18 protein-coding genes and 1 tRNA gene are annotated in these 22287 nt (G+C 71.0%); 5 read left to right on the forward strand and 14 right to left on the reverse strand.

The features are described from left to right. The 3 genes from ACRDTB_RS24730 to ACRDTB_RS24740 form a co-directional block, all read right to left on the reverse strand. Positions 1-2100, reverse strand: a 2100-nt coding sequence (locus tag ACRDTB_RS24730; RefSeq protein ID WP_431433997.1) for a DivIVA domain-containing protein, incomplete at its 3' end; no start/stop codon positions are given. Beyond that, the gene (gene pth, locus ACRDTB_RS24735; protein ID WP_431433999.1) at positions 2090-2683 is read right to left on the reverse strand and encodes an aminoacyl-tRNA hydrolase; all 594 of its coding nucleotides are present in this window, start codon (positions 2681-2683) and stop codon (positions 2090-2092) included. The genes ACRDTB_RS24730 and pth, both read right to left, overlap by 11 nt. Positions 2684-2743: 60 nt before the next feature. Beyond that, positions 2744-3403: a 50S ribosomal protein L25/general stress protein Ctc gene (locus ACRDTB_RS24740; RefSeq protein WP_431434001.1), complete on the reverse strand. Its 660-nt coding sequence runs from the start codon at positions 3401-3403 to the stop codon at positions 2744-2746. 273 nt (positions 3404-3676) lie between these two features. Between ACRDTB_RS24740 and ACRDTB_RS24745 the strand changes: the two genes are divergently transcribed. From ACRDTB_RS24745 to ACRDTB_RS24755, 3 genes are all read left to right on the forward strand, one after another. Beyond that, positions 3677-4054, forward strand: a complete 378-nt coding sequence (locus tag ACRDTB_RS24745; RefSeq protein ID WP_431434003.1) for a VOC family protein — start codon at positions 3677-3679, stop codon at positions 4052-4054. Between the two features lie 214 nt (positions 4055-4268). After that, positions 4269-6068, forward strand: coding sequence for a substrate-binding domain-containing protein (locus ACRDTB_RS24750; protein ID WP_431434005.1), 1800 nt, complete (start codon positions 4269-4271; stop codon positions 6066-6068). A gap of 50 nt (positions 6069-6118) precedes the next feature. Further along, entirely contained in the window at positions 6119-7066 is a 948-nt protein-coding gene (locus tag ACRDTB_RS24755) for an esterase/lipase family protein (RefSeq protein ID WP_431434006.1), read from the forward strand. Positions 7067-7080: 14 nt separating this feature from the next. On the opposite strand, the gene ACRDTB_RS24760 is transcribed toward ACRDTB_RS24755, so the two are convergent. The 10 genes from ACRDTB_RS24760 to ACRDTB_RS24805 form a co-directional block, all read right to left on the reverse strand. Next, the gene (locus tag ACRDTB_RS24760) at positions 7081-8121 is read right to left on the reverse strand and encodes a hypothetical protein (protein ID WP_431434008.1); all 1041 of its coding nucleotides are present in this window, start codon (positions 8119-8121) and stop codon (positions 7081-7083) included. Beyond that, entirely contained in the window at positions 8121-8669 is a 549-nt protein-coding gene (locus tag ACRDTB_RS24765) for a UGSC family (seleno)protein (protein ID WP_431434010.1), read from the reverse strand. The genes ACRDTB_RS24760 and ACRDTB_RS24765 overlap by 1 nt, the downstream gene beginning before the upstream one ends. 61 nt (positions 8670-8730) lie before the next feature. Next, a complete protein-coding gene (locus ACRDTB_RS24770; RefSeq protein ID WP_431434012.1) occupies positions 8731-9948 on the reverse strand; it encodes a citrate synthase in 1218 nt (405 codons plus the stop codon). A 41-nt stretch (positions 9949-9989) separates the two neighbouring features. After that, positions 9990-11174 (reverse strand): MFS transporter, encoded by a 1185-nt coding sequence (locus ACRDTB_RS24775; protein ID WP_431434014.1) that lies wholly within the window; start codon positions 11172-11174, stop codon positions 9990-9992. Next, on the reverse strand, positions 11171-12907 hold the full coding sequence (locus ACRDTB_RS24780; protein WP_431434016.1) for an MmgE/PrpD family protein: 1737 nt from the start codon (positions 12905-12907) through the stop codon (positions 11171-11173). The genes ACRDTB_RS24775 and ACRDTB_RS24780 overlap by 4 nt, the downstream gene beginning before the upstream one ends. A 26-nt stretch (positions 12908-12933) precedes the next feature. Next, a complete protein-coding gene (locus tag ACRDTB_RS24785; protein WP_431434017.1) occupies positions 12934-14295 on the reverse strand; it encodes an MmgE/PrpD family protein in 1362 nt (453 codons plus the stop codon). 220 nt (positions 14296-14515) lie between these two features. Beyond that, positions 14516-15496 carry a ribose-phosphate diphosphokinase gene (locus ACRDTB_RS24790; protein ID WP_431434019.1) on the reverse strand — a complete coding sequence of 327 codons (981 nt, stop codon included), beginning with the start codon at positions 15494-15496 and terminating at the stop codon, positions 14516-14518. A 31-nt stretch (positions 15497-15527) separates the two neighbouring features. Further along, entirely contained in the window at positions 15528-17006 is a 1479-nt protein-coding gene (gene glmU / locus ACRDTB_RS24795; protein ID WP_431434020.1) for a bifunctional UDP-N-acetylglucosamine diphosphorylase/glucosamine-1-phosphate N-acetyltransferase GlmU, read from the reverse strand. Between the two features lie 60 nt (positions 17007-17066). After that, positions 17067-18899: a diguanylate cyclase gene (locus ACRDTB_RS24800; RefSeq protein ID WP_431434021.1), complete on the reverse strand. Its 1833-nt coding sequence runs from the start codon at positions 18897-18899 to the stop codon at positions 17067-17069. Next, positions 18870-18940 (reverse strand) — tRNA-Gln (locus tag ACRDTB_RS24805). Before ACRDTB_RS24805 ends, ACRDTB_RS24800 begins: the two co-directional genes overlap by 30 nt. Positions 18941-19188: 248 nt before the next feature. On the opposite strand from ACRDTB_RS24805, the gene ACRDTB_RS24810 reads away from it, so the two are divergent. After that, on the forward strand, positions 19189-20151 hold the full coding sequence (locus ACRDTB_RS24810; RefSeq protein ID WP_431434023.1) for an acyl-CoA desaturase: 963 nt from the start codon (positions 19189-19191) through the stop codon (positions 20149-20151). 114 nt (positions 20152-20265) lie between these two features. Continuing rightward, entirely contained in the window at positions 20266-20868 is a 603-nt protein-coding gene (locus ACRDTB_RS24815) for a TetR/AcrR family transcriptional regulator (protein WP_431434025.1), read from the forward strand. A 198-nt stretch (positions 20869-21066) separates the two neighbouring features. On the opposite strand, the gene ACRDTB_RS24820 is transcribed toward ACRDTB_RS24815, so the two are convergent. After that, entirely contained in the window at positions 21067-22287 is a 1221-nt protein-coding gene (locus ACRDTB_RS24820; RefSeq protein ID WP_431434026.1) for a PQQ-dependent sugar dehydrogenase, read from the reverse strand.

A 22287-nucleotide genomic window follows, 5' to 3' on the forward strand; every position in this document is an offset into this window, starting at 1 on the left:
GGCTGACCCGGCCGCGCCCGGCGGCACGCCACGGCCGAGCGGCGGACGCTGGCCCGCCTGCTGCGGACCCTGCGGTGGGCCGGTGGGACGCGCCGGATCATGTTGTGGCGCACCGAAACGCGAGTCGGCATCGCCCGCACGCCCACCCGGCGAGGCCCCCCCGGCCGCGGTCGTGGGTGCCTCGGCCGGGTACTCGCCCGGGACACGCCACGTCGCGGACGAGGTACCTGGAGGCCGCCCGGTTGATGCCGCCGGCTCGTCCGGTGCCGAAGTGCCCCGGCCGGCCGATGCGGCCGCGGGCTCGGCCGGCGCCGAGGGGCCCGGCTGCTCGCCCGGTGCCGCCCGGCCTGGCGGCGTCGCGGTGCTCGGTGGCGCGGTGCGCGGTGGCGCGGTGGCGCGTGGTACTTCGCCGGCCGGTGGCGAGGCGGCCACGTGTTCGCCGGCCGGAGGCCCGGTGGCTCGGCGGCCGGGGTGGGGGATGCTTCCGGTCGGGGCGTCCTCGTCGTCCTCGTCGGTGTCCGGGGCGATGAGGGCCTCGCCCATCGGCCGGGTCCTGGTGACGGTGGCTTCGGTGGTGAGGCGGGAGCCGATCGACGGATCGCTTTCCTCGGCCTCGCCGTTCTCCCCGGACTCCGCGCTCCGGTCAGCCACGGCGCCGTCGGCGTCGGCGCTCCGGTCCGCCTCGGCCCGGTAGTCCTGGCCGCTTCGGTCGGCCCCGCGGGCCCGATCGGTTCCGCCAGCCAGGTCGACCTGGTCGACATCCTCGACCACGTCGGCGCGACCGGCGACGTCGATGCGGTGGGCCTCGCCAGCCCGGTCGGCATGGCCAGCCCGGTCAGCCTCGTCCGCCCCGCTGGCCCGGTCGGCCTCGCTCGTCCGGCTGGCACGGCTGGCGTGGTCGGCCAGGTAGGTCTCGCGTGTCCGGCTGGCGTGGTCGGCGAGGTCAGGCTCGCCTGTCCGGCTGGCCTCGTCGGCCAGGTGGGCCTCGCGTGTCCGGCTGGCGTGGTCGGCGAGGTCAGGCTCGCCTGTCCGGCTGGCCTCGTCGGCCAGGTGGGCCTCGCGTGTCCGGCTGGCGTGGTCGGCGAGGTCAGGCTCGCCTGTCCGGCTGGCCCTGTCGGCCAAGTCGGCCTCGCTCGTGTAGCCGGCGCGGTCGGCCAGGTCGGCCTCGCCTGCTTGATCAGCTTGGCCGGCCCAGGCGGCGTCGCCCGCTTGGTCGGCGTGGTAGGCATGGTCGGTCTCGCCGGGCTGGTCAGCTCGGTAGGCCTGGTCGCCTCCGGCCGTCGGGTCGGCCCGGTGGGTCCGGTCGAGTCCGCTCACGTGCTCGGCCGGGTAGGCCCGGTAGGCCCAGGCGGCCTCGTCGACGATCTCCGCCTCGACGACCTCCGCGTCGGCGACATCGTCGGGTGCGTCGGCACCGACTCGGTACTCGATGATCGAGTCGGTCGTCTCGGTGTCGGTGACGTCGGTGCCGGCCGAGGCATCCGAGGCTTCGGCCACGGCGCGGTCGAACGTGTACTCGTCGCTCGCCGGCGCAGGTGCTGTGGGCGCGGAGCCGTTGGTGGCCGGCGGCTCCGGGGCCAGCGGCGGCGCGTCCTCCCTCGCGCGCAGGGCGGCGGCCGAACGGGCAGCCTCCTCCGCGGCCGAGCGCGAGCCGGACGAGGACTGCACCGGCTCCGTCGCCGGGATCGGCATCGACGGGGGCTGGGAGAAGGCCATCCGGCGGGTCGGCTCTGGGTGCACCGGCACGGCCGGGCGGGGCATGCCCGGCTGGGGAGCCGGCTGCCGCCCCGCGACCTGGGCCCGCTCGCGTCGCTCGAACTCCTCGACCACCAGGTCCAGGAAGTCGTCGACCTGCTCCTCGTGGTAGCCGCGTCGGATGATTGGGGCGCTGTCGAAGATCACGTCGCGCACGTCCTGCGCGGAGAGCGAGTCCGTGCCGGACATGGTGGCCTGCACGCGGTCCAGGAAGTCGTCGACCTGGTCCTCGTTGTACCCCCGGCGCCCCAACGGCGCCCGGTCGAACGTGACGCAGTCGACCACCACCGGCGTGAGCGGCACGTCGTCCTGCTGCTGCATCTTCGCCTCCCGGTCAGCGGGCATGGAAGAGGTTCTGTGCCGCTTCCAGACCCTTGGCCACCAACGCCTCCGTCGCGTCGGCGCACCGGTCGATGTCGAGCGCGAGGTCCTTGCGCTCCGTCGCGGAGAAGTCCCGGAGCACGTAGTCCGCCGGATCCATGCGTCCCGGTGGGCGACCTATTCCGAACCGTACCCGCAGATACTCCCTGGTCCCGAGCGACTTCGTGATCGATCTCAACCCATTGTGCCCGTTCTCGCCGCCGCCCAGCTTCATCCGGATGGTGCCGAACGGGAGATCGAGCTCATCGTGCATGACGATCAGGTTCTCCGGTGGCACTTTGTAAAACCGGATCATGCCGGCGACCGGGCCGCCCGACACGTTCATGTACGTCCGCGGCTTCGCGAGCACCACCCGCCGACCGCCGAGCCGGGCCTCGATGACGTCCGCGCCACCCTTGTGGGACTTGAACTTCCCGCCGATCCGGTCCGCCAGCTCGTCGGCGACGAGATACCCGATGTTGTGCCGGTTCGCGACATAGCGCGGGCCCGGGTTGCCGAGGCCGACGACGAGCAGTGGCGCGTCGTCGGCGGGTGGCTCGACAGGCATCTCGGCGTCCTCGCAGAAAAAGGACCGGGCGGTCCCGCGCGGGACCGCCCGGACGCAGGCTCAGCCCTCGCTCGCCTCCTGGGCGGCCGGCTCCTCCTCGCCGGCAGCGGCCGGGGCGGCCGGCTCCTCGAGCTCCACACCCTCGGGCGCCTCGATGCCGGCCTCCATCTCCTCGGCCGTCGGCGCCAGGTTGACCGCGATCACCAGCGTGTCCGGGTCGGTGACCAGCTCGGCGCCCTCGGTCAGGGCGACCTGCGACGCCAGGATCTGGGTGCCGGCCGCCGCACCGTCGATGGAGACCTCGAACTGGTCGGGGATGTGCAGCGCCTCGACGTCCACCTGCAGCGTCATGGCGTCCTGGGTGACCAGGGTGCCCGGCTGGGCGTCGCCGGTGACCACGACCGGGATCTCGACCGTGACCTTCTCGCCGATCCGCACGAGCAGCAGGTCGACGTGCTCGATGTAGTTCTTGATCGGGTGGGTGGTGACGGTCTTGGTCAGCGCGAGCTCGCTCTTGCTGTTGATCTCGAGGGTGAGGACGGCGTTCTGCCCGTGCTCACGGACCACGCGCGCGAACTCGATCGCGGGCAGGGCCAGGTGCGTCGGGTCGGAGCCGTGGCCGTACAGCACCGCGGGGATCTTGCCGTCGCGGCGGGTGCGGCGCGCGGCGCCCTTGCCGAACTCGGTACGGGGCTCGGCGGCGAGACGGACCTCGGACACGGTGGGGCTCTCCTTGCTACTACAAGCTGAAGCTGGTCTCGGGCGGCGGCGGCCAGCGGCGACGGACGTGCGCGCGGCGTCAAGCCGCCGCGTCGATCACGCCAGGCGTGACGCCTGCCCTCGCCGAGGCAACCCCGACAGTCTACGTCGCGCTTTCGTAACCCCGCGCGCGGGGTTAAGGTGCGAGCACTTCACGCGACGGGAGGTTCCGCAGGCAAATCCGGTGATCGGTCGCGTCCCGCATCTTTCGTCCCGTTTGCCTGTGGAGTACTCGTGTTCAAAATTCAGCACATCACCGTCGACTGCCGCGACCCCTACCGCCTCGCGGAGTTCTGGAGCATCGTCACCGGTTGGCCGGTCAGCGATCAGGATCGGCCCGGTGACCCGGAGGTCGCCGTCGAGCCGCCCGACGCGACGCTGCCCGAGTTGCTCTTCGTCGGCGTGCCCGAGCCCAAGGCGGTCAAGAACCGGCTGCACCTGGACCTCGTCCCGCTGACCCGGACCCGCGACGAGGAGGTCGACCGGCTGCGGGCCGCCGGCGCCACGCTCGTCGACGACCGCCGCGGCGGTCGCGGCCGTGGCTGGGTCGTCCTCGCCGACCCGGAGGGCAACGAGTTCTGCGTGGAGGCGAGCGTGGCCGAGCGCAGCTGATGCCCGCCGGCGGCAGTGTCTACAATGGACGAACCGTCGAACGGAATCGGCACCGAGGTGGTGGCTTCGGGCGGCGTCGGGACCCCTCCCCGGCACGCGGTGGAACCCTTGATTGGCAACGACATCTACGTGGCCACCGTTGGGGCCCGCACATCAGTCGGCGTGAATCATGACACACTTGGTCAACTACACTCCGCCGAACTGGGGGTCGACTGTGAGTAGCAGCTCCACCGTGCCGAGGTCACGCAACCGGCCCCTGATCGTCGCGGTGGTTCTCGGCGTGGTCGCGTTCGTCGCGGTGATGGTGTTGCCCCGGCTGTTCGGGCCCGATGCTGATTCGCGACCGACCGGCGACTGCGTTCCGCTCGTGGTCAGCTCCTCGACCGAGAAGGACGACCTCCTACGCGACCTCGCCAACGAGTACAACCGTGCCGAGCCGGTGATCGACGGCCGCTGCGCGCGCGTGTCGGTCCACGAGCTGACCTCCGGCACGGCGATGGAGTCGCTTGCCACGGGCTGGAACGAGGAGCGTGACGGTGGGCCGCCTCCACAGGTATGGACCCCGACGTCGAGTCTGTGGCTCGGCCTGCTCGACCAGCGGGACAAGGGCGGCCTCGTCGTCGGCGAGCCGGAGTCGATCACGAAGAGCGTCCTCACCATCGCCATGCCGGAGCAGATGGCCGCGGTGGTCAGGGAGAAGTTCCCCGAACCCGGCTGGTCCAGCGTTCTCGAGCTGGCGAGCGGGAACTGGGCGGCCCTCGACCATCCCGAGTGGGGCAGGTTCGCGCTCGGCCGCGACAACCCGCACGTCTCGACCTCGGGCCTGGCGGCGACCGTCGCGATCTACCACGCCGCGGCCGGCGAGCCGGACGCCATCACCGAGGCGAAACTCGATGACGCGAACGTGCGCAGCTTCGTCCATGGCGTCGAGTCGGCCGTTTCTCACTACGGCGACGACGCCACGAAGTTCATGCAACAGATGTACGACGAGGACCGCAGGCGGCCGTCGGTGCCTTATATCAGCGGGATCGTGGTCCAGGAGCAGCTCGCGTACCAGTTCAACGAGAGCGCGCCGGGCGGGGGTCCGGCGCAGATGGGCGCAGGCCCTCCGCCGAACGACCCGCTGGTGGCGATCAACCCGGCCGAAGGCACGTTCGAGTTGGACCACCCGTACGTCGTGCTGTCGTCGGCCAGTCCGACCCAGCGGGCGATCGCGGAGGACTTCCGCGCGTTCCTGCTCGAACCCGAGCAGCAGCAACGGTTCGCCGTAGTCGGGTTCCGCGACCTGGACGGCCGGCCGAGCGCGGACCTCGCGAGCACCCTCGACCTCTCCGACAGCGAGCAGCCCAAGCTCATCGACCCGCCGCCGCCGGAGGTCGTGAGCAAGATGGTCGCGGGCTGGGACGCGGCCCGCCGCAGGGCCAGGGTGCTCGTGGTGCTCGACGTGTCCGGCTCGATGAAGGAACAGGTCAACGAGAAGGTGACGACCGGCGACGAGGCCAAGAGGAAGATCGACCTGCTCAGACCAGCCGTGTTGCAGGGTCTGCGCTGGCTGGTCGATGACGATCAAGTCGGCCTGTGGACGTTCTCGTCCGGGCAGCCCAAGCCGTACACGGTCCAGGTGCCGATCTCTCGGGTCGGGGACGTGCGCACGAAGTTCACCAATGTCGTCAACACCGTGTCGCCGAGCGGCGACACTGCTCTGTACCAGACGACCCGCGAGGCGCACCGCATGATGCTCGACAGTATCGATCCCAACCGAATCAACGCGATCGTGTTGCTGACCGATGGCGTCAACACGCCTACCGACCCGGCCGGTCGCGCGGCGATGCTCAAGGAGGTCGACGCCTCGCAGCGCGACGAGTCGGTACGGATCTTCACCATTCCCTACGGCCGCCAGGCCGACGTGCGCACCCTGTCGAGGATCGCCGCGGTCTCGAAGGCTCTCACCTATGACGCCGTCGATCCGGTGGACATCAACAAGGTCTTCGTCAGCGTGTTCAGCAACTTCTGACGGGTGGGCAGTTGTTAACCAATCTGTGGCGCCGGCACAAAGGCATCATCGTGGCAGTGCTGTTCGGCGGCGCGGCCGCCGTCGCCGCGACTCCGGTCGGCGGCTGGTGGGTGGCGGGGGTGGGGTTCGGGACCTTCGTACTGGTCGCGGGCGGATATCTGGTCACCGATCTGCTGACCAGGGAATCTGATCCGCCTCTAATATTCCAGCCGCGGACACCGCGAACGCGTCCGGAAATCGAAGAGGCAAAGGCGGATGAGCCGTCGCCGATGCCCTCGGTGGAGAAACAGGCGGTAGTCGTGTTCGTGCACGGAATCCTCTCCTCGGCGCAGGCATGGGGGGCCTTCGAAGGCCACATCCGCGCGGACCGAGACCTCGAGGCGTTCGCCCTGGAGCAGTTCGAGTACGACACCCGAGTGCTGCAACCGCGGCCGGACCGGCGAACCCCCGACCTGGACACCATCGCCCGCCGGCTCGGCACCCGGTTCAAGAGCCTGGAACGCCGCTACCCGGCCATCGTGATCGTCTCGCACAGCATGGGCGGGCTGGTCACTCAGCAGTTCGTCGCCCGAATGCTCGCGCAGGGGCAAGGTGAGCGTCTGACCCGGATCAAACGGATCATCATGTTCGCCTGCCCGACCGCGGGTTCGGAATACTTCGGCACCCTCCGGGCACTGGCCCCGATCCGGCACAACCAGGAGGAGGTGCTCCGCACCCTGAACCAGTACGTCACCGGCATCCAGCAGAACATCCTGACCAACGTGGTCCACACGACCGAGGTGACCAACCGGACCTGCCCGATCCCGCTGCGGCTCTACGCGGGCGATACGGACAACATCGTCCTGCCGCAGTCCGCACTCGGCATCTACCCGGACCACTGCACCGGAGTCGTCGCCGGTGATCACTCCTCGATCATCCGGCCGGATTCACCGCGACACGAGTCCTACGAGGTACTGAAGACCGAGCTGGAGATCGTGCTAGAGGAGCTCGGAGGCTAGTGCGGTGGCGCGGGTCAGACCAGGTCCTGCGGGTCGATGGCGCGGGTGACGGTCTTCGCCGAGCTGCTCGAGAAGCAGATGACCGTGTGCTTGCCCTCGCCGCCCGCCACCAGCACGTTGAGGTTCTCCGGGGTGTCCACGCCGCGGATCAGGCCGTCGCGGAACACGTCCGGGTACCGGCCGCGGCGGCGGCGCACGACCTCCAGCAGGCTCGGGGTGAAGGTGGACTCCCGTGTCCACGAGCGCTCGTACAGCTCGCGGCACACGTCCGCGCGGCTCAGGCCCGCCTTGCCGAGCAGGTCGGCGTGCTCGGGGGACACGAGCAGCGTGATGTGCCCGCCGTTCTGCATGGTGTTCGTGCCGCGCACGGTCAGCGACGCGGCCAGGTTCGTCAGCACCTCGTCGGCCGAGGTCGACACACTGTCGTAGTGGTTGACCAGCGACGCCGCGCCGGTGACGGTGAGCGCCGAGTCGGCGTCGACGCCTCGGCTCGCGGCCAGCGTCTCCCACGGGCTATCCGCCTCGTTCTCCGCGAGCACCAGACCGAACTTCGCCGGCTGGCCGTGCGTGGCCCGGTCCACCTCGCCCGGCAGCGCGCCACCGATGTTGATCAGCACGAGCCGAATGGCCCGGCCGGTGGTGATGTTGCCCCGGTGACCCGGACCGAGGTAGCCGCGGCCGCTGGTGAGGCCGGCCCGCGCGGCCGCCGGCCCGCTCACGATCACCGCCGGGGTGACCGGGTTCGTGGTGACCTGGACCGACATCAGGCTGAACACCGGTTCGACCATGGCCCCGACCGCCGCGATCACGACCGCGAGCGACTCCGGCCGGGCGCCGGCCATGACCGCGTTGATGGCGAGCGCGCGCACGGTGGCCTGACCCCACGCCGGCGGGATCGCACTGATCACCTCGTCCGGGGCCCGCTTGGTCGACGCGAGGAACTCGGCGACCCGCTCCTCGGTCGGCGGGATCACCGGCAGCCCGTCGCCGATCCCCTCCGCCTCGGTGAGCCGCAGCCACGCCTCCGGGTCGTCGGGCACCTCCCAGCCGGGCATCACTCGTCCCCGGCGATCCGCAGCACCTCGGCGAGCGCCTCGTCCGGCACCCCGCGCCGCACGAGGTCCTCCTCGGGCACCGAGCCGAACGGGTGCGCCACGACGACCATGCGCACGTCGGGCAGGCCGAGCGAGCTCGCCACGTTCTCGGCGAGCGGCGCGAACGGCTGGCTGCACATCAGCATGCCGGGCACTGCCTGGGCTTCCAGTTCGACGATGTCGCGGCAACTCCGCGTCACGCAGGAGCCTCAATCGCCCATCGCGGTCAGGACGAGGTCACAGCGTCGCGTGATCTCGTCGACCTGTTCGGCGGTGAGCGCGTCGGACGGGATGCGCTTGCGGTAGCGCAGCAGCGTCACACCGTGCGCCTCGGCCAGCGCGTCCCCGAGCCGGTCGAGCAGGAACCCGGCGTTGGCCTTGCTGTTGTCCACGAGGGCGACGGTGCGGCCGTCGAGCGAGCGCGGCAGCGGCGCGAGGGCCAGCTGTGCGGGCGCCGCGGCGGACCGGGGATCCAGGAACTCGATCGTCATCTCCGGCCTCCGCCTCATACATCTGTCAATGTGGACAACATTGATCAATGTAGATATTAGGTCGCCATGCGGCCGGTCGTCAATCTCCCATGTGGACGTTCACGGAGTGCATGCGGTCCATCGGCCCGCTGGTGTACGCCTCGATGGCGTGCGCGACCCAGCCGGCCGCGCGGGAGATCACGAAGATGGTCTCGCCCGCACCGGGCGACATGCCGAGCACGTAGGTCAGTGCGGCCAGCGCGAAGCCCGCGTTCGGGGCGGGAAGCCCGCGCCACTGCTGGGTCTTGATGACCCCCTCGACGGTGGCGAGCCGGTCGGACTTCGGCGCGACCTCGCGCAGCCGCTCCAGGATGTGCGAGGCGCGGACGTCGCCGCCCGGGTAGACGTGGTGGCCGAAGCCGGGGATCGTCGAGCCCTGGCGCAGCCGCATGCCCAGCGACTCCTCCACCGTGTTCGACGACTTCATGTTGTGCAGCAACGACTCGATGGCGAGCGATGCGGAGCCCTTGACCGGCCCGCTGCCGACATCGATGCCGAGGCGGATGAGGCCGGCCGGCTCGACACCGGCGCGCGCGGCGGTGCGGATGACGTACGTGGCCGCCGCGAGGTCGTGGTCGGCGAGCATCACCATCGCCGTGTTCAGCAGCCGCAGCTCGGTCTCGGTGGGCTGGCGGTCGCACAGCCGCGACCACAGCAGGGCGGCCATCGGCGAGGCGGGCGCGGACATCCCCGACGTGTCGACCGGTTCGGACTTCACCGGCAGCGCGGTGAGCAGCGTGGCGAGCGTGCGCTGCGCGGTGGTGGCGACGACCTCGGTGCTCACGTCCCAGTTCGGCGGCTCGATCGCGGCGATGCAAGCGGCCACCACCTTCACCTGGTCCACCGGGAGCGCGGACGCCGGCAGGGCCTTGATGACCCGGCGGCTGAACCGTGCCGTCGCGGGCGCGGAAACCCATGGTGGGGAAGGAGGTTCGAATCCCCACAACAAGCGCGCGACGTCCTCGAAGCTGGCCGTCGCGGCGAGCTCGCGGGCCCGGTGGCTGCGGTAGAACAGCTCGTCCTGCGTGATCAGCGTGATGTCGGACTCGATGGTCTCCTGCTGGGGGTCCTTGCCGCGCTTGACCCTCGCGGACAGGCGGTCGACGTCGGCGAGCCGGAACAGGCTGCCGCGGCCGCCGGCGGCCTTGCGGCTGGTGAGGCGACCGCGGCTCACGTAGGCGTAGACCGTCTCCTTCTTCACGTTGAGACGGTCGGCCGCCTCGTCCGCGGTCAGCCAGTCACCGTTGTCCTCAGCCATGCCATCGACCCCTGCCGTGCACATTGATTATGCAAATCAACCTACCACGCCTGGCGCCTCCCACGGCGTTCCCGCCATGCCGAGGGCACCAGCAGCGACGTGCCGGACGCCACCAGTACCGCGCCGACCACGAAGCTCGCCGCCACGCCGGCCACCGACGCCGCCGCGCCGAACGCCATCGGCACGAGGAAGTCGGCCATCCGGTTGCCGGTCATCCGCAGCCCGACGGCCATGCCGAGCTGGTGCGGCGGCGCGGAGCTCGCGATCAGCGCCATCGACAGCGGCCGGCCGGTGCCGAACGCCAGGCCCAGCGTCGCGGTGAGACACGCGAGCACGACCACCGACGACGACAGCGGCACCAGCAGCAGCGCGCCCACCACGGTGAGCCCGGCCACCGCCATCAGCGTGTGCCGGCCCCACATCCGCACCAGCGCCGGCATGACCAGCCGCGCGGCGAGGCCGGCGCCGGAGAACAGGCTCAGCACGTAGCTCAGCTGCTGTACCGACAGGCCGGCCTGCTGCTCGAGGTAGATTGGCAGGAACGAGATCCGCAGCATCTCCGGCACCGACATCAGGCAGCTGAGGAGAATCGCGACGCGCATCGGACGGCTGTGCAGCTGGGTCAGCGCCTGCCGGCGCAGACTCTCCCGGGCCGGCGCGGGGATCGGCTTGCCCGCGATCGAGGGCACGAGCAGCGTCACCGCGCACGACAGCACGCCGAGCGCCGCGGCGCAGCCGAACAGCAGCGGGTAGCCGGACACGCCGATGAGCACGCCGGCCACCAGCGGTCCGACGATCTGGCCGGCGGACGCGACGAGCGTGTACACGCTGAAGTGCTTCTCCGCCTCGCCCTTCTCCGCGAGCGCGGCCACCCGCGCCTGGCCGCCGAGCATGATCATCAGCTGGCCGGTGCCGGCGAGCACCTGCGCGGCCAGGATCACCGGCAGGTCCGGCTCCGTCCACAGTGTTCCGTACGCGAGCACGCTCAGCAGCGAGCCGGCGAAGAACAGTGCGCGGATCCCGTGCCGGTCCGACAGCAGCCCGACCGGCACGGCGAGCAGCATCGGCGTCAGCGCGGCCGCGGCGATGATCAACCCGATGGCGCCGAGCCCGGCGCCCATGCTCGCGGCGAACAGCGGGACGAACGCCTTCACCATGTGGTTCTGCAGGTAGTGGATGAAGGAGAACGACATGACCGGAGTCAGGCGGGCAAGCGTGCCACTCACGACAGCAGGGACGTCAGCTCGGTGAGGTCGTCCACCTCTTCCAGCCGCTCGACGACGGCCACCAGCCGCGCCACCCGGTCGCCCGCGCCCGCCTCGGTGAGGCAGTCGGTGACCTTCCACAGCCTGGTGTCGCGGTCCATCGGCCGGCCGATGGCGCCGAGGAAGCGTCGGCAGGTCTCGGTGAGCTCACGGCCGTCTCGCGTGCGCACGGTCACCCGGGACCACGTGTGCAGCTTGTCCCTCGGGATCTCGGGGTTCTCCAGCAGCGCCACCTTCGGCAGCGTCACACGGACCGCGGGGGAGAAGCGCACCTCGTCGGTGAACGACCCGATGCCGACCCGTTCCTCGGTGAGCGCGACCGTCACGCAGTACTCGTAGCTGAACTTCCCGTCCAACCCGGACTCGGGCGCCGGCCGGGACAGGTCGCGGCGGAACAGCGGCGGCTCCACCACGATCGACTCGATGTCCTCGGTAGACAGTCCGGTGCGCTCGCGCAGGGTGGCCATCGCCTCGATGGGCCACTGCATGTAGATCTCCGCGGGGTAGCGCTTGATCGTGAACCCCGGGTCGACGAGGTGGAAGGTCGTGCCCAGCCCGCCGGTGAGCACGTCCCAGTTCGCCTCGCCGCCGAACAGCGCGTCGGCGAGGCCGCGGTGCGCGTCGAGGATCTCCGGGTTGGCGGTCACGCCCAGCGCGGCGAGGTCGGCACACTCCACACCGGACCGCGCGGCGCCGCCGGGGTGCGTGGCCTTGGCCATCGTGCCGTTGTTGGCGAACAGCCCGCCGGTGCGTGACGCGGCGAGCCCGAACGCCGCCGCGGTGCTCGCCGCCTCGAGTCCGAGCACCGACGCGGCCGCGGCTGCCGCGCCGAGCGGGCCGACCACCCCTGGCGGGTGGAACGCCCGCAGCGCGGTCGCCTCGCCCGCGGCCCGCAGCCGCTGCTGGACGTCCCAGCCGACGGCGTACGCGGTGATCAGCGCCCGCCCCGCCGCGCCGGTGCGCTCGCACAGTGCGAGCGCGGCCACCCGGGGCATGATGTCCTCCAGGTAGGGCAGCACGCCGATGAGCGCGATGTTCGCCTCGTTGCGGTCGAAGGCGATGTTCGCGTCCGCGGCGCCCTCGTAGCCGAACAGCGGCTCGTAGTCGACCTCGAGCAGGTCCATCGCGAGCAGCTTGCGCAGGTCACCGCCGGACGGGGCCTGGCCGGCGAAGATCAGCGGGACCTTCGCCCCCCCGACGATGCCCTCCGGCTCGGTGATGCCGGTGTCCGAGCGGACATAGATCGCCGCTCCGGCGGGCACCCCGATCAGCGGGATCATGTCGGCGAACTCGTACTTCACCGCCGGATCCTGGACCACGTAGGACGAGTGCGCGCCCCCGGAGGAGACGAGGATCGTCGTGCCGTCGTGCGGCTCCCGTTCGGTGAAGTGGTTCGAGCCGGTGATGCCGCCCGCGCCACCGCGGTTCTCCACGTACACCGACGGGTTGCCGGGGATGTACTCCTGGAGCAGCGGGGCGAGCAGCCGCGCGGTCGTGTCCGCCCCACCGCCGGGGGAGAAGGGCACCAGTAGCTTGATCTTCTTGCCGTCGTAGTAAGGCCCGTCCCCGGAGCTCTCGCCACCGAAGTCCGCGCCACACGCGCTGAGGGTGAACGCCGCGATCGTCGCGAGGGCGACGAGCCGACCTCGCCGGGCACGCCCGCCGAGCCTCCGAGCATCTTTGCCCTGGAACACGGTCACTCCTATCTTGTCTGTTTGGGTCAGTTGTGCGCGTCCCTGCGGAGAATCCGCGCCAGTTCGTCCACATCGGACAGGTCGGCGATGTCCGCGACCAGACCTGCGACGCGGTCCCGCTCGGCGGCCGACAGCACCTTGTGGGTGCACGAGTCGAACTTGCGCCGGATGTCGCCGTCGGTGAGCGCCGTCTCCGGCGTCCGGCCGCGAGGTCGCTCGAACCGGGCCCGCCGGGCGGAGCCGTCCGCGAGGGTCAGGTGGACCTCCGCGGCGAAGTGCTCCGGCCCGAGCCGGTCCGGCGGTAGGGGGTGGCCGTGCACGAGCTCGCGCACGGCCACCACGTCGCCGTCCTCGATGGACGCCGGCGTGAAGTCGTCGATGCGTACCTCGCCGCGGGCCAGCGCGATCGCGACGGTGTGCTGCAGGCTGAACTTGGCCGCGAGCGGGCCGTCCGGGCGCGGGCGGTCGAGGTGGGCGAACCGGCGGGGGTGGATGTAGGCGTCGACCCGCTCGATCCGGTCCGCCTGGCCCAGCCCGCCGTGCAGCTCGATGGCCGCGTCGACGGCCGCGTGGGTGCCGCCGCAGCAGGGGTGCAGCTTGATCGCGATGCCGGGGTCCACGAGGTCCCACGGCGCACCGAGGTGGGCGGTGATCTCGTCCGTGTCGAACGTGCCGGGTCCGTTGTAGACGGTGCAGAAGCCCTGTGTCTCCTCGAACGCGGCCGGGTTCGTGGTGGCGCCGGCAGCGACCAGGTCCGCGCACTGCACGCCGCTCTGCGCGGCCCGGCCGACCTGCACGGGCTTGGCCATCGTGCCGAAGCTCGACTTGAGGCCCGAGGACATCGCGGTGGCCAGCGACAGCGCGCCGGCGCACTGGCCGGCGTCGAACCCGTGGATCTTCGCCACCGCGGCCGCGGCGCCGAACACGCCGAGCGTGGCGGTCGGGTGCCAGCCTTTGTCGTAGTGGGTGAAGTTGACGCCTCGGGCGATCTTCGTGGTGACCTCGACGCCGGCACACAGCGCGAGCAGCAGGTCGCGGCCGGTGGCGTGCCGGGCCTCCGCGGCGGCCAGCGCGGCGGGCAGGATCGCGACGGTCGGGTGGCCGCCCTCGGTGTGGCTGACGTCGTCGAAGTCCAGCGCGTGCCCGATGGTCGCGTTGACGAACGCGGCCCGCTCCGCGCTCACCCGCCGCCCCAGACCGAGCAGGCTCGCGGGCCCGTGGTCGTCCTTCCCGGCGTATCCGTCCACAACGGACACGATCGGCTGGTCGAGCGCCGCGAGGGTGACGCCGAGGCAGTCGAGCACGCTGCGGGTCGCGGTGGCGCGGGCTTGTTCGGGGACGTCGTCGAGCGAGACGCCGGCCAGCCACCGGCCGAGAACGCGAGACACGGGCTCCGTTACCACGAGCGCTCCCTGCGGAGAGGGTTGCCGGACCCCCGCACCGGCACTGAACATTGATCACATTGATGAAGTTGATGCAGGTAATCATGTTGTCCAGTGTCGGGTCAAGCAAGTGGCGAGCTAGTCGTGCCGAAACTTGGACGGGCGGTGAAATGCATGGAAAGACGCCTTACGGACGTTGGGTGTCCGTAAGGCGTCCTTGCAGGCACTAGGCGTTGCCGTCGAACAGACTCGTGACCGAGCCGTCCTCGAAGACCTCCTGGATGGCGCGGGCCAGCAGCGGAGCGATCGACAGCACGGTGAGCTTCGGGAACCGCTTCGAGTCCGGGATCGGCAGCGTGTTGGTGAACACGATCTCGCGGGCCGGGCACTCCGACAGCCGCTCCGGCGCCGGCCCGGACAGCACGCCGTGCGACGCGGCCACGACGACGTCCGCCGCGCCCTCCTCGACGAGCTGGTCGACCGCCTTGGCGATCGTGCCGCCCGTGTCGACCATGTCGTCGATCACCACGCAGAGCCGGTCGCGCACCTCGCCGACCACGCGCTTGGCCACGACATCGTTGGGCAGCAACGGATCCCGCGTCTTGTGGATGAACGCGATCGGCACGCCGCCCAGGTCGTCGGCCCACTTCTCCGCCAGCTTCGTGCGGCCGGCGTCCGGGGACACGACAGTCACGTTGTCACTGCCGTAGGTGTCCTTGATGTAGCGCGACAGCAGGGTCTGCGCGAACAGGTGGTCGACCGGGCCGTCGAAGAAGCCCTGGATCTGCGCGGTGTGCAGGTCGACCGTCATGATCCGGTCCGCGCCCGCGGTCTTGAACAGGTCCGCGATCAGCCGCGCGGAGATCGGCTCGCGGCCCTTGTGCTTCTTGTCCTGCCGGGCATACGGGTAGAACGGCATGATCACGGTGATCCGCTTGGCCGACGCCCGCTTCAGCGCGTCGACCATGATCAGCTGCTCCATCACCCACTGGTTGATCGGCTCGCAGTGGCTCTGCATCACGAACGCGTCGCAGCCACGCACCGACTCCTCGAACCGCACGAAGATCTCGCCGTTCGCGAAGTCGTACGCCGACTGCGGCGTGATGCTGACGTTGAGGTGCTTCGCGACCTCCTCCGCCAGCTCCGGATGCGCCCGCCCGGAGAAGAGCATCAGGTTCTTCTTCGGCGTCCCAGATTTGACAGTCATGGATGGGCCTCTCCGGAGTCAACGGGGGGAGTCATGATTCCTCCGCCTCGGGCGAGGCGTTCCCGAGTGCTCGTTGGGCGGCCTCCGCCGCGGGTGTGCCCGGTCGCTTGCGCAGCACCCAGCCCTCGATGTTGCGTTGCGGGCCGCCCGACACCGCGAGCGCGCCCGGTGGAACGTCCTTGCGCAGCACGGCCCCGGCCCCGCTGTAGGCGCCGTCGCCGACGGACACCGGCGCGACGAACATGTTGTCGCATCCCGTGCGCACGTAGGACCCGACCGTCGAGCGGCGCTTGGTCACCCCGTCGTAGTTGACGAAGACGCTGGCCGCGCCGATGTTGGAGTACTCACCGATGGTGGCGTCGCCGACGTAGGACAGGTGCGGGACCTTCGTGCCCCGGCCGATCTCGGAGTTCTTCACCTCGACGAACGTGCCGATCTTGCCGCTGTCGTGCAGCACGGTGCCCGGCCGCAGGTACGCGTACGGGCCGACGCTCGCGCCGTCGCCGATCTCCGCCTCGCTGCCGTGCGTGCGCGCGACCCTGGCGCCCGAGCCGACTCGCACGTCGGTCAGCGTCGTGTCCGGTCCGATCACCGCGCCCGCGCCGGCCGTGGTGGCGCCGCGCAGCTGCACGTTCGGCTCGAGCACGACATCGCGCGCCAGCTCGACACCCGCGTCCAGCCACACCGTCGACGGGTCGACCATCGTGACGCCCGCCCGCATCCAGTGCTCGGTGAGCCGGCGGTTGAGCTCGGCGCCGAGCGTGGCCAGCTGCACGCGGTCGTTGACGCCCTCCACGAGCCACCGGTCGGCGCAGGCCCACGTGCCGACCCGGTAACTGTCCCCGCGCGCGATGGCCAGCACGTCGGTCAGGTACTGCTCGCCCTGCGCGTTGTCGGTGGACAGCCGGCCCAGCGCGTCCGCGAGCACGGCCGCGTCGAACGCGTACACGCCGGAGTTGATCTCGCGGATCGCGGCCTGCTCGGGCGTGGCGTCCTTCTGCTCGACGATCGCCTCGACCGACCCGTCCGCCGCCCGCACGATCCGGCCGTAACCGTTGGGGTCGTCGACCGACGCGGTCAGCACGGTGACCGCGTTGCCGGCCGTGGTGTGCTCGGCGAGCAGGGCGGACAGCGTGCCCGTGTCGAGCAGGGGCACGTCACCGTAGGTGACCAGGACCGTGCCGGTCAGCCCCGCGGGCAGCTCGTCGAGCCCGCAGCGGACCGCGTGCCCGGTGCCGTGCTGCTCGGCCTGTACGGCGACGGTCACGGTGGTGTCGATGGTCTTCGCGATCTCGTGCAGGTGCTCGGTGACCGCGTCGCGGCCGTGCCCGACCACGACCGCCATCCGCCGCGGCGGAAGCCCGGCGGCGGCGCGCACGGCGTGCTCGACCAGCGAGCGGCCGGCCAGCCGGTGCAGCACCTTCGGCATGGCCGAACGCATCCTGGTGCCCTCGCCGGCGGCGAGGATGATCGTGCTGACTTCGCCGAGCCCTGTGGAGCCCTCGAGCATCAGCTGTCTCCCTTTGGCGTGTGATCGGATTGCCCCGGTAGCGTCGCCGGGAAACCGATCCTACGTTGCCTCGGGGATCACCCATGCGGGGTCGTGCTCGCCGGAGTCGTCCTGAACTGGTACCTCCGGACCGTCGCCCTCGGCCGAGGCGATGGCCACGACGTCGTTGCCGCCCTTGCGTTTCGCCTGGTACATGGCGGCATCCGCGCGCGCGAGCGCACGGGCGGTGCCCTCGTCGGGACGCAGCGAGACCACGCCGACCGACAGCGTCACGCCGTGTGAGAGGTCGTGCGGCAGCGTGGACACGGCCATCACGGCGCGGCGGAGTGCGGCCGCGGCGGCGAGCAGCGGCGCGCCGGGCAGCAGCACGATGAACTCGTCGCCGCCGTAGCGGGCCACCATGTCGCTGCCGCGCAGGGTGTCCCGCACGGTGCTCGCCACGACCCGCAGCACGTCGTCGCCCTCGGCGTGCGAGAGCCGGTCGTTGACGCCCTTGAACCCGTCGAGGTCCACGAGCGCGATCGCGAGTGGGCCGCCGCCCCCGTGCGCGTCCGCGGACAGCTCGGCGAGCCGCTCGTCCAGCGCGCGGCGGTTCGGCAGGCCGGTGAGCGGGTCCTGCAACGCCTGCTTGGCGACCGTGCCGTGCCGGCGGGCCAGCCGCTCGTGCTCGCGGCGGGTGGCCAGCGTGGCCGCGCGCGACTCGCGCATGGCCCACAGCTGGCTCTCCAGCTCGGCGACGTAGCCCTGCAGCGCGCAGATCGTGCGGTCGCCGTCCTCGCCCCCGCCGGAGAGCCGGGCGTACTCGCGGATCAGGCACAGCAGCAGGGCCGGCTCGGCCGCGGTGTCGTCCAGCCACTTCTGCACGCTCGTGAGCATCTCGACGGCCGCGTCGGTGCGCTGGTCGCGCTCGAGGCAGCGGGCGAGCGCGACGGCCACGAAGATCACCTCGCGCGGCACGGCGGTGTCCAGCAGCGCGCTCAGCCGGTCGACGTGGCTCGGGCTGGGCGCGGCCAGGGCGTGCGCGGCGCCGAGCACCGCGAGCTGGTCGGCGGCCGGCAGGTCGGTGCGGCGGGGGAACAGCGACTCGCGGAAGGGCGACTCGACGTCGCTCGCCATCGCCGCCGCCCGGGCGAACCGCTCCGCGGCCTGCTCGTCCTCGCCGATCCGCTCCAGCCGCATGCCCCAGACCAGCTGCATGCGGCAGCGGGTGATCAGGTGCACGGAGATGTCGTGCGGGCCGGCGCCGCCCCGGATGTGGCGGTGCGCGCGGCGCATGACCTGGTCGCCGACCTCGTAGACGCCGAGCTCCATCAGCACCAGGCCGAGGTCCATGAGCGTGGACGCCATGAGCACGTCCCACACCCGAGGGCCGAACGACGCGTCGATCGGCACCTTCTCGTCGAGCATGGCGAGGCCGACCGCGGCCTCGGTGAGCGCGACGTCCTCGGCGCCGGCCAGCAGCAACCGCTTGGCGCACAACGCGTGCGCGTCGGCCTGCAGCACGAGGAACTCGTGGCGGGTGGAGTGCGCGAGGAACTCGTCGACGATCGTCTCGGCCTCCACGGAGGCGGCCTGCTCGGCGTCGTTCACGCGGATGACCGCCGCCGCGCGCAGGAGCTGGGCCACCATGCGCGGCTCGCCGCGGTGGCGGGCCTCGGCCAGGAGGCGGTCGACCTCGTCGGTATAGCGGGAGCGGGCGCCGCGGCCGCTCACCTGGGAGATCGCGAGCAGCTCACGCGCGCGTCCCACCAGCCACGCGTCGGACCGTTCGTCCAACGCAGGCAGGTCGACGTCCTCTCGCTCGCCGCCGCCATCCACGCTTGGCCGTCCACCTTCGTGTTCGTTGTACCGCTCCGCCGGCAGCTCCGCCGCCAGGGATCGAACCTGGACCATCAGAACCAAAATCTGAGGTGCTGCCTTTACACCACGGCGGACCGTGGGCGCGGTGAAACACCCACGGTTGGACATCGTGGCATGCATGCTGGCGCGGGGGCAGTAGTACCCGGCGACCGGCCGGACGAGTGCGGCCAAATGGGTGTGACCTGGATCACTCATTCCACAATTGGCATCCGCTCTGGCGTGGGGGGCCGAGATGTACTTACGCTGTCGTAGGTTACGGCCCCGTAGGCGAGGCTGGCCTTACCGGATCGACAATCGACCCGACGACGTATCAGAGGTACACATGACGACGACCCTCCAGGAGACCTCGAGTGGGGACGGTGCCCCGGCGCCGGGTCCGAAGCCGATCACCGTCGGCCGGCGCAACGGGTGGACGCAGTTCGCCGTCTACATGTTCATCCTGGTGCCGTTCGCGGCGTTGATCGCGGCCGTCCCGCTGGCCTGGGGATGGGGGCTGAGCTGGCTCGACGTCGGACTGGCGGTCTTCTTCTTCTACTTCACCGGGCTCGGTGTCACGATCGGCTACCACCGCCACTTCACGCACGGCTCGTTCAAGGCGAAGCGCGGGCTGCGGGTGTTCCTCGCGATCGCCGGCTCCATGGGCGTGCAGGGTCCGCCCATCATCTGGGTGGCCGACCACCGGCGCCACCACGCGTTCTCCGACCGCGAGGGCGACCCGCACTCGCCGTGGCTGTACGGCACGTCGCCGCTCGCGCTGGCCAAGGGCTTCTGGCACGCGCACATGGGCTGGACCTTCGACCGCTCGCTGACGAACAAGGAGCGGTTCGCGCCGGACCTGTTGGCGGACAAGGACATCGTGCGGGTGAACAACCTCTTCGGGCTGTGGACCGTGCTCACGTTCGCGCTGCCGGCGCTGATCGGCGGGCTGGTGACGTGGTCGTGGTGGGGCGCGTTCACCGCGTTCTTCTGGGCGGGCTTCGTGCGGGTGGCGATCCTGCACCACGTCACGTGGTCGACGAACTCGATCTGCCACATGATCGGCGAGCGCCCGTTCGTCAGCCGCGACAAGGCGGCGAACTTCTGGCCGCTGGCGATCCTGTCCTTCGGCGAGAGCTGGCACAACCTGCACCACGCGGACCCGACCTGCGCGCGGCACGGCGTCAAGCGCGGCCAGATCGACACGTCGGCCCGGATCATCTGGATCTTCGAGAAGCTGGGCTGGGTGTACAACGTCCGGTGGCCGACGCGGCAGCGACTGGCGAAGATCACCGTCGGCGCGGAGTAGTCCAGCCGCGGCCTGTCGGGGGTTGCCCGTAGGGTGACGCAGGTGGCACCCCGGCGGCGAGAGCGTGTCCGGGCGCCGGCGGGTCGGTCCGGTGCCCCCGTGCCGCGTGTCCGGATGAGCGGTGAGGAGCGGCGTCAGCAGCTGCTCGACGTGGCCAGGTCACTGTTCGCGGAGAAGGGCTTCGACGGCGCGTCGGTCGAGGAGATCGCGCACCGGGCGAACGTGTCGAAGCCGGTGGTGTACGAGCACTTCGGCGGCAAGGAGGGTGTGTACGCGGTCGTCGTCGACCGGGAGATGCACTACCTGCTGACCTCGATGACGACCGCGCTGGCCGAGGACGCCCATCCGCGGCTGCTGCTCGAGCGGGCGGCCGTCTCGTTGCTCGACTACGTGGAGGGTTCTGCCGACGGCTTCCGGATCCTGGTTCGCGCGTCCCCCGTCGCCTCGGCGACGGGGACTTTTTCGTCCCTGCTGAACGACATCGCGCGCCAGGTGGAGGACATCCTGGGCCGGCAGTTCAGCGCGCGCGGGTACGACCCGAAGCTCGCGGTGCTCTACAGCCAGGCGCTGGTGGGCATGGTCGCGCTGACCGGCCAGTGGTGGCTGGACTCGCGGCGCCCCAAGAAGACGGAGGTGGCCGCGCACCTGGTCAACCTATCCTGGAACGGCCTGCACCACTTGGAGAGCAAGCCCGAACTCCGCGAATCCCACCGCTAACCCCGCGAGTCCAACGTTCCGGACCGGTGTGTCCAACGCTCCGGTCTGGCGAGTTGACGTTTCGGTTCCCGCGAGCGGGGACTCGCGAGCCCGGGCCGGGGACTCGCGTGTCCGGTTCGGGGAACTCGCGGTTCCGATCGTTGGACTCGCGGGTTCGCAGTGTTGGACTCGCGGGTTCCGAGTGTCGGACTCGCGGGGTTAGCGGGGGGTGATGCGGAGGAGTTTGTCGTCCGAGCCGTTGGTTGTCGTGATGTACAGCGCGCCGTCGGGGCCGCTGCGGGCGGCTCGCAGGCGGCCGAAGCGGTTGTTGAACTCCTCCGGGATCGCGACCGACGCCACGTCCCCGGCGTCGGTCAGCGTCAGCAGGATGACCTTGGCACCCTTCAACGCGGTCACGACCAGCACGCCGTTCAGCCCGCCCCACTGGTCGCCCTCCAGGAACGTCGCCGCGCAGACCGCCTCCGTCGTCTCACCCGACTGCCACTTCGCCGGCACCGCGTCCGGGAACCGCTGCAGGTCGGTCATCGGCACGCTCTCGTCGTAGCCGCCGACCCGGCCGCCCTGCGAGGGATCCCAGCCGTAGTTGCCGCCGGACTGGATCAGGTTGACCTCGTCGTTCGACGACGGGCCGTGCTCCGCGGTGTAGATCTGGTCCGAGTCCGGCCTTATCGCGACGCCCTGGATGTTGCGGTGGCCGTAGCTGTACACGTACCGCTCGCGCGGGTTCTCCGCGTCGATGAACGGGTTGTCCGGCGCCGGCTCACCGGTGTTCAGGTCCAGTCGCAGCACCTTGCCGCCCAGGCTGGTCTTGTCCTGCGAGATCGACCCCTGCGCGGTGTCCCCGGTGCCGACCACCAGCATGCCGTCCGCGCCGATCGTCGGGCGGCAGCCGGAGTGCCGGCCGGTGCTGAGCGGCAGCCCGGTGAGCAGCTCCTTCTCCCGCGTCGCGATCTTGCCGTCCTCGGCGAGCCGCCACGTGACGAGCCGGATGTCGGCCGGGTCGCCGTTCTCGGTGTGCGTCTGGCACGTGGTGAACCGGCGCGTCTGCTCGAAGTCGGGGTGCACGACCATGCCCATCAGCCCGCCCTCGCCCGACACGTACACGTCGGACAGCTCGGCCTTCACCTGCGTGACCCGCGCGCCGGGTTCGGCGCTGGAGAGCAGCGCGATGCGCGCGGGCCGCTGGGTGACGAGCACCTTGCCGTCGGGCAGGAACCCGATGTCCCAGCCGTGTTCGAGCCCGCCGGCCACCTGCTCGACGAGCAGGCCGGGCGTCTCGGTGCTGCTGGGTGGCGTCGGCGTCGACGACGGTTCGCTCTGCGGAACCTCGCCGACGTCACGCTCGGCAGGCGCGTCGGTGCACGCGGTGAGCGCGGCCATGGTGAGTGCTAGGACCAGGAAACCTGCCCGGTGTGCCAT

It is taken from the genome of Actinophytocola sp., from assembly GCF_050699935.1.
Classification (GTDB): domain Bacteria; phylum Actinomycetota; class Actinomycetes; order Mycobacteriales; family Pseudonocardiaceae; genus Actinophytocola.

Excerpts from the sequence above, each read along its gene's own strand:
- ACRDTB_RS24800 (WP_431434021.1), bottom strand. The coding sequence starts at position 18,899 with ATGGTCCAGGTTCGATCCCTGGCGGCGGAGCTGCCGGCGGAGCGGTAC.
- ACRDTB_RS24820 (WP_431434026.1), bottom strand. The coding sequence starts at position 22,287 with ATGGCACACCGGGCAGGTTTCCTGGTCCTAGCACTCACCATGGCCGCG.
- glmU (WP_431434020.1), bottom strand. The coding sequence starts at position 17,006 with ATGCTCGAGGGCTCCACAGGGCTCGGCGAAGTCAGCACGATCATCCTC.
- ACRDTB_RS24760 (WP_431434008.1), bottom strand. The coding sequence starts at position 8,121 with ATGCCCGGCTGGGAGGTGCCCGACGACCCGGAGGCGTGGCTGCGGCTC.
- ACRDTB_RS24770 (WP_431434012.1), bottom strand. The coding sequence starts at position 9,948 with ATGGCTGAGGACAACGGTGACTGGCTGACCGCGGACGAGGCGGCCGAC.
- ACRDTB_RS24810 (WP_431434023.1), top strand. The coding sequence starts at position 19,189 with ATGACGACGACCCTCCAGGAGACCTCGAGTGGGGACGGTGCCCCGGCG.
- ACRDTB_RS24790 (WP_431434019.1), bottom strand. The coding sequence starts at position 15,496 with ATGACTGTCAAATCTGGGACGCCGAAGAAGAACCTGATGCTCTTCTCC.
- pth (WP_431433999.1), bottom strand. The coding sequence starts at position 2,683 with ATGCCTGTCGAGCCACCCGCCGACGACGCGCCACTGCTCGTCGTCGGC.
- ACRDTB_RS24815 (WP_431434025.1), top strand. The coding sequence starts at position 20,266 with ATGAGCGGTGAGGAGCGGCGTCAGCAGCTGCTCGACGTGGCCAGGTCA.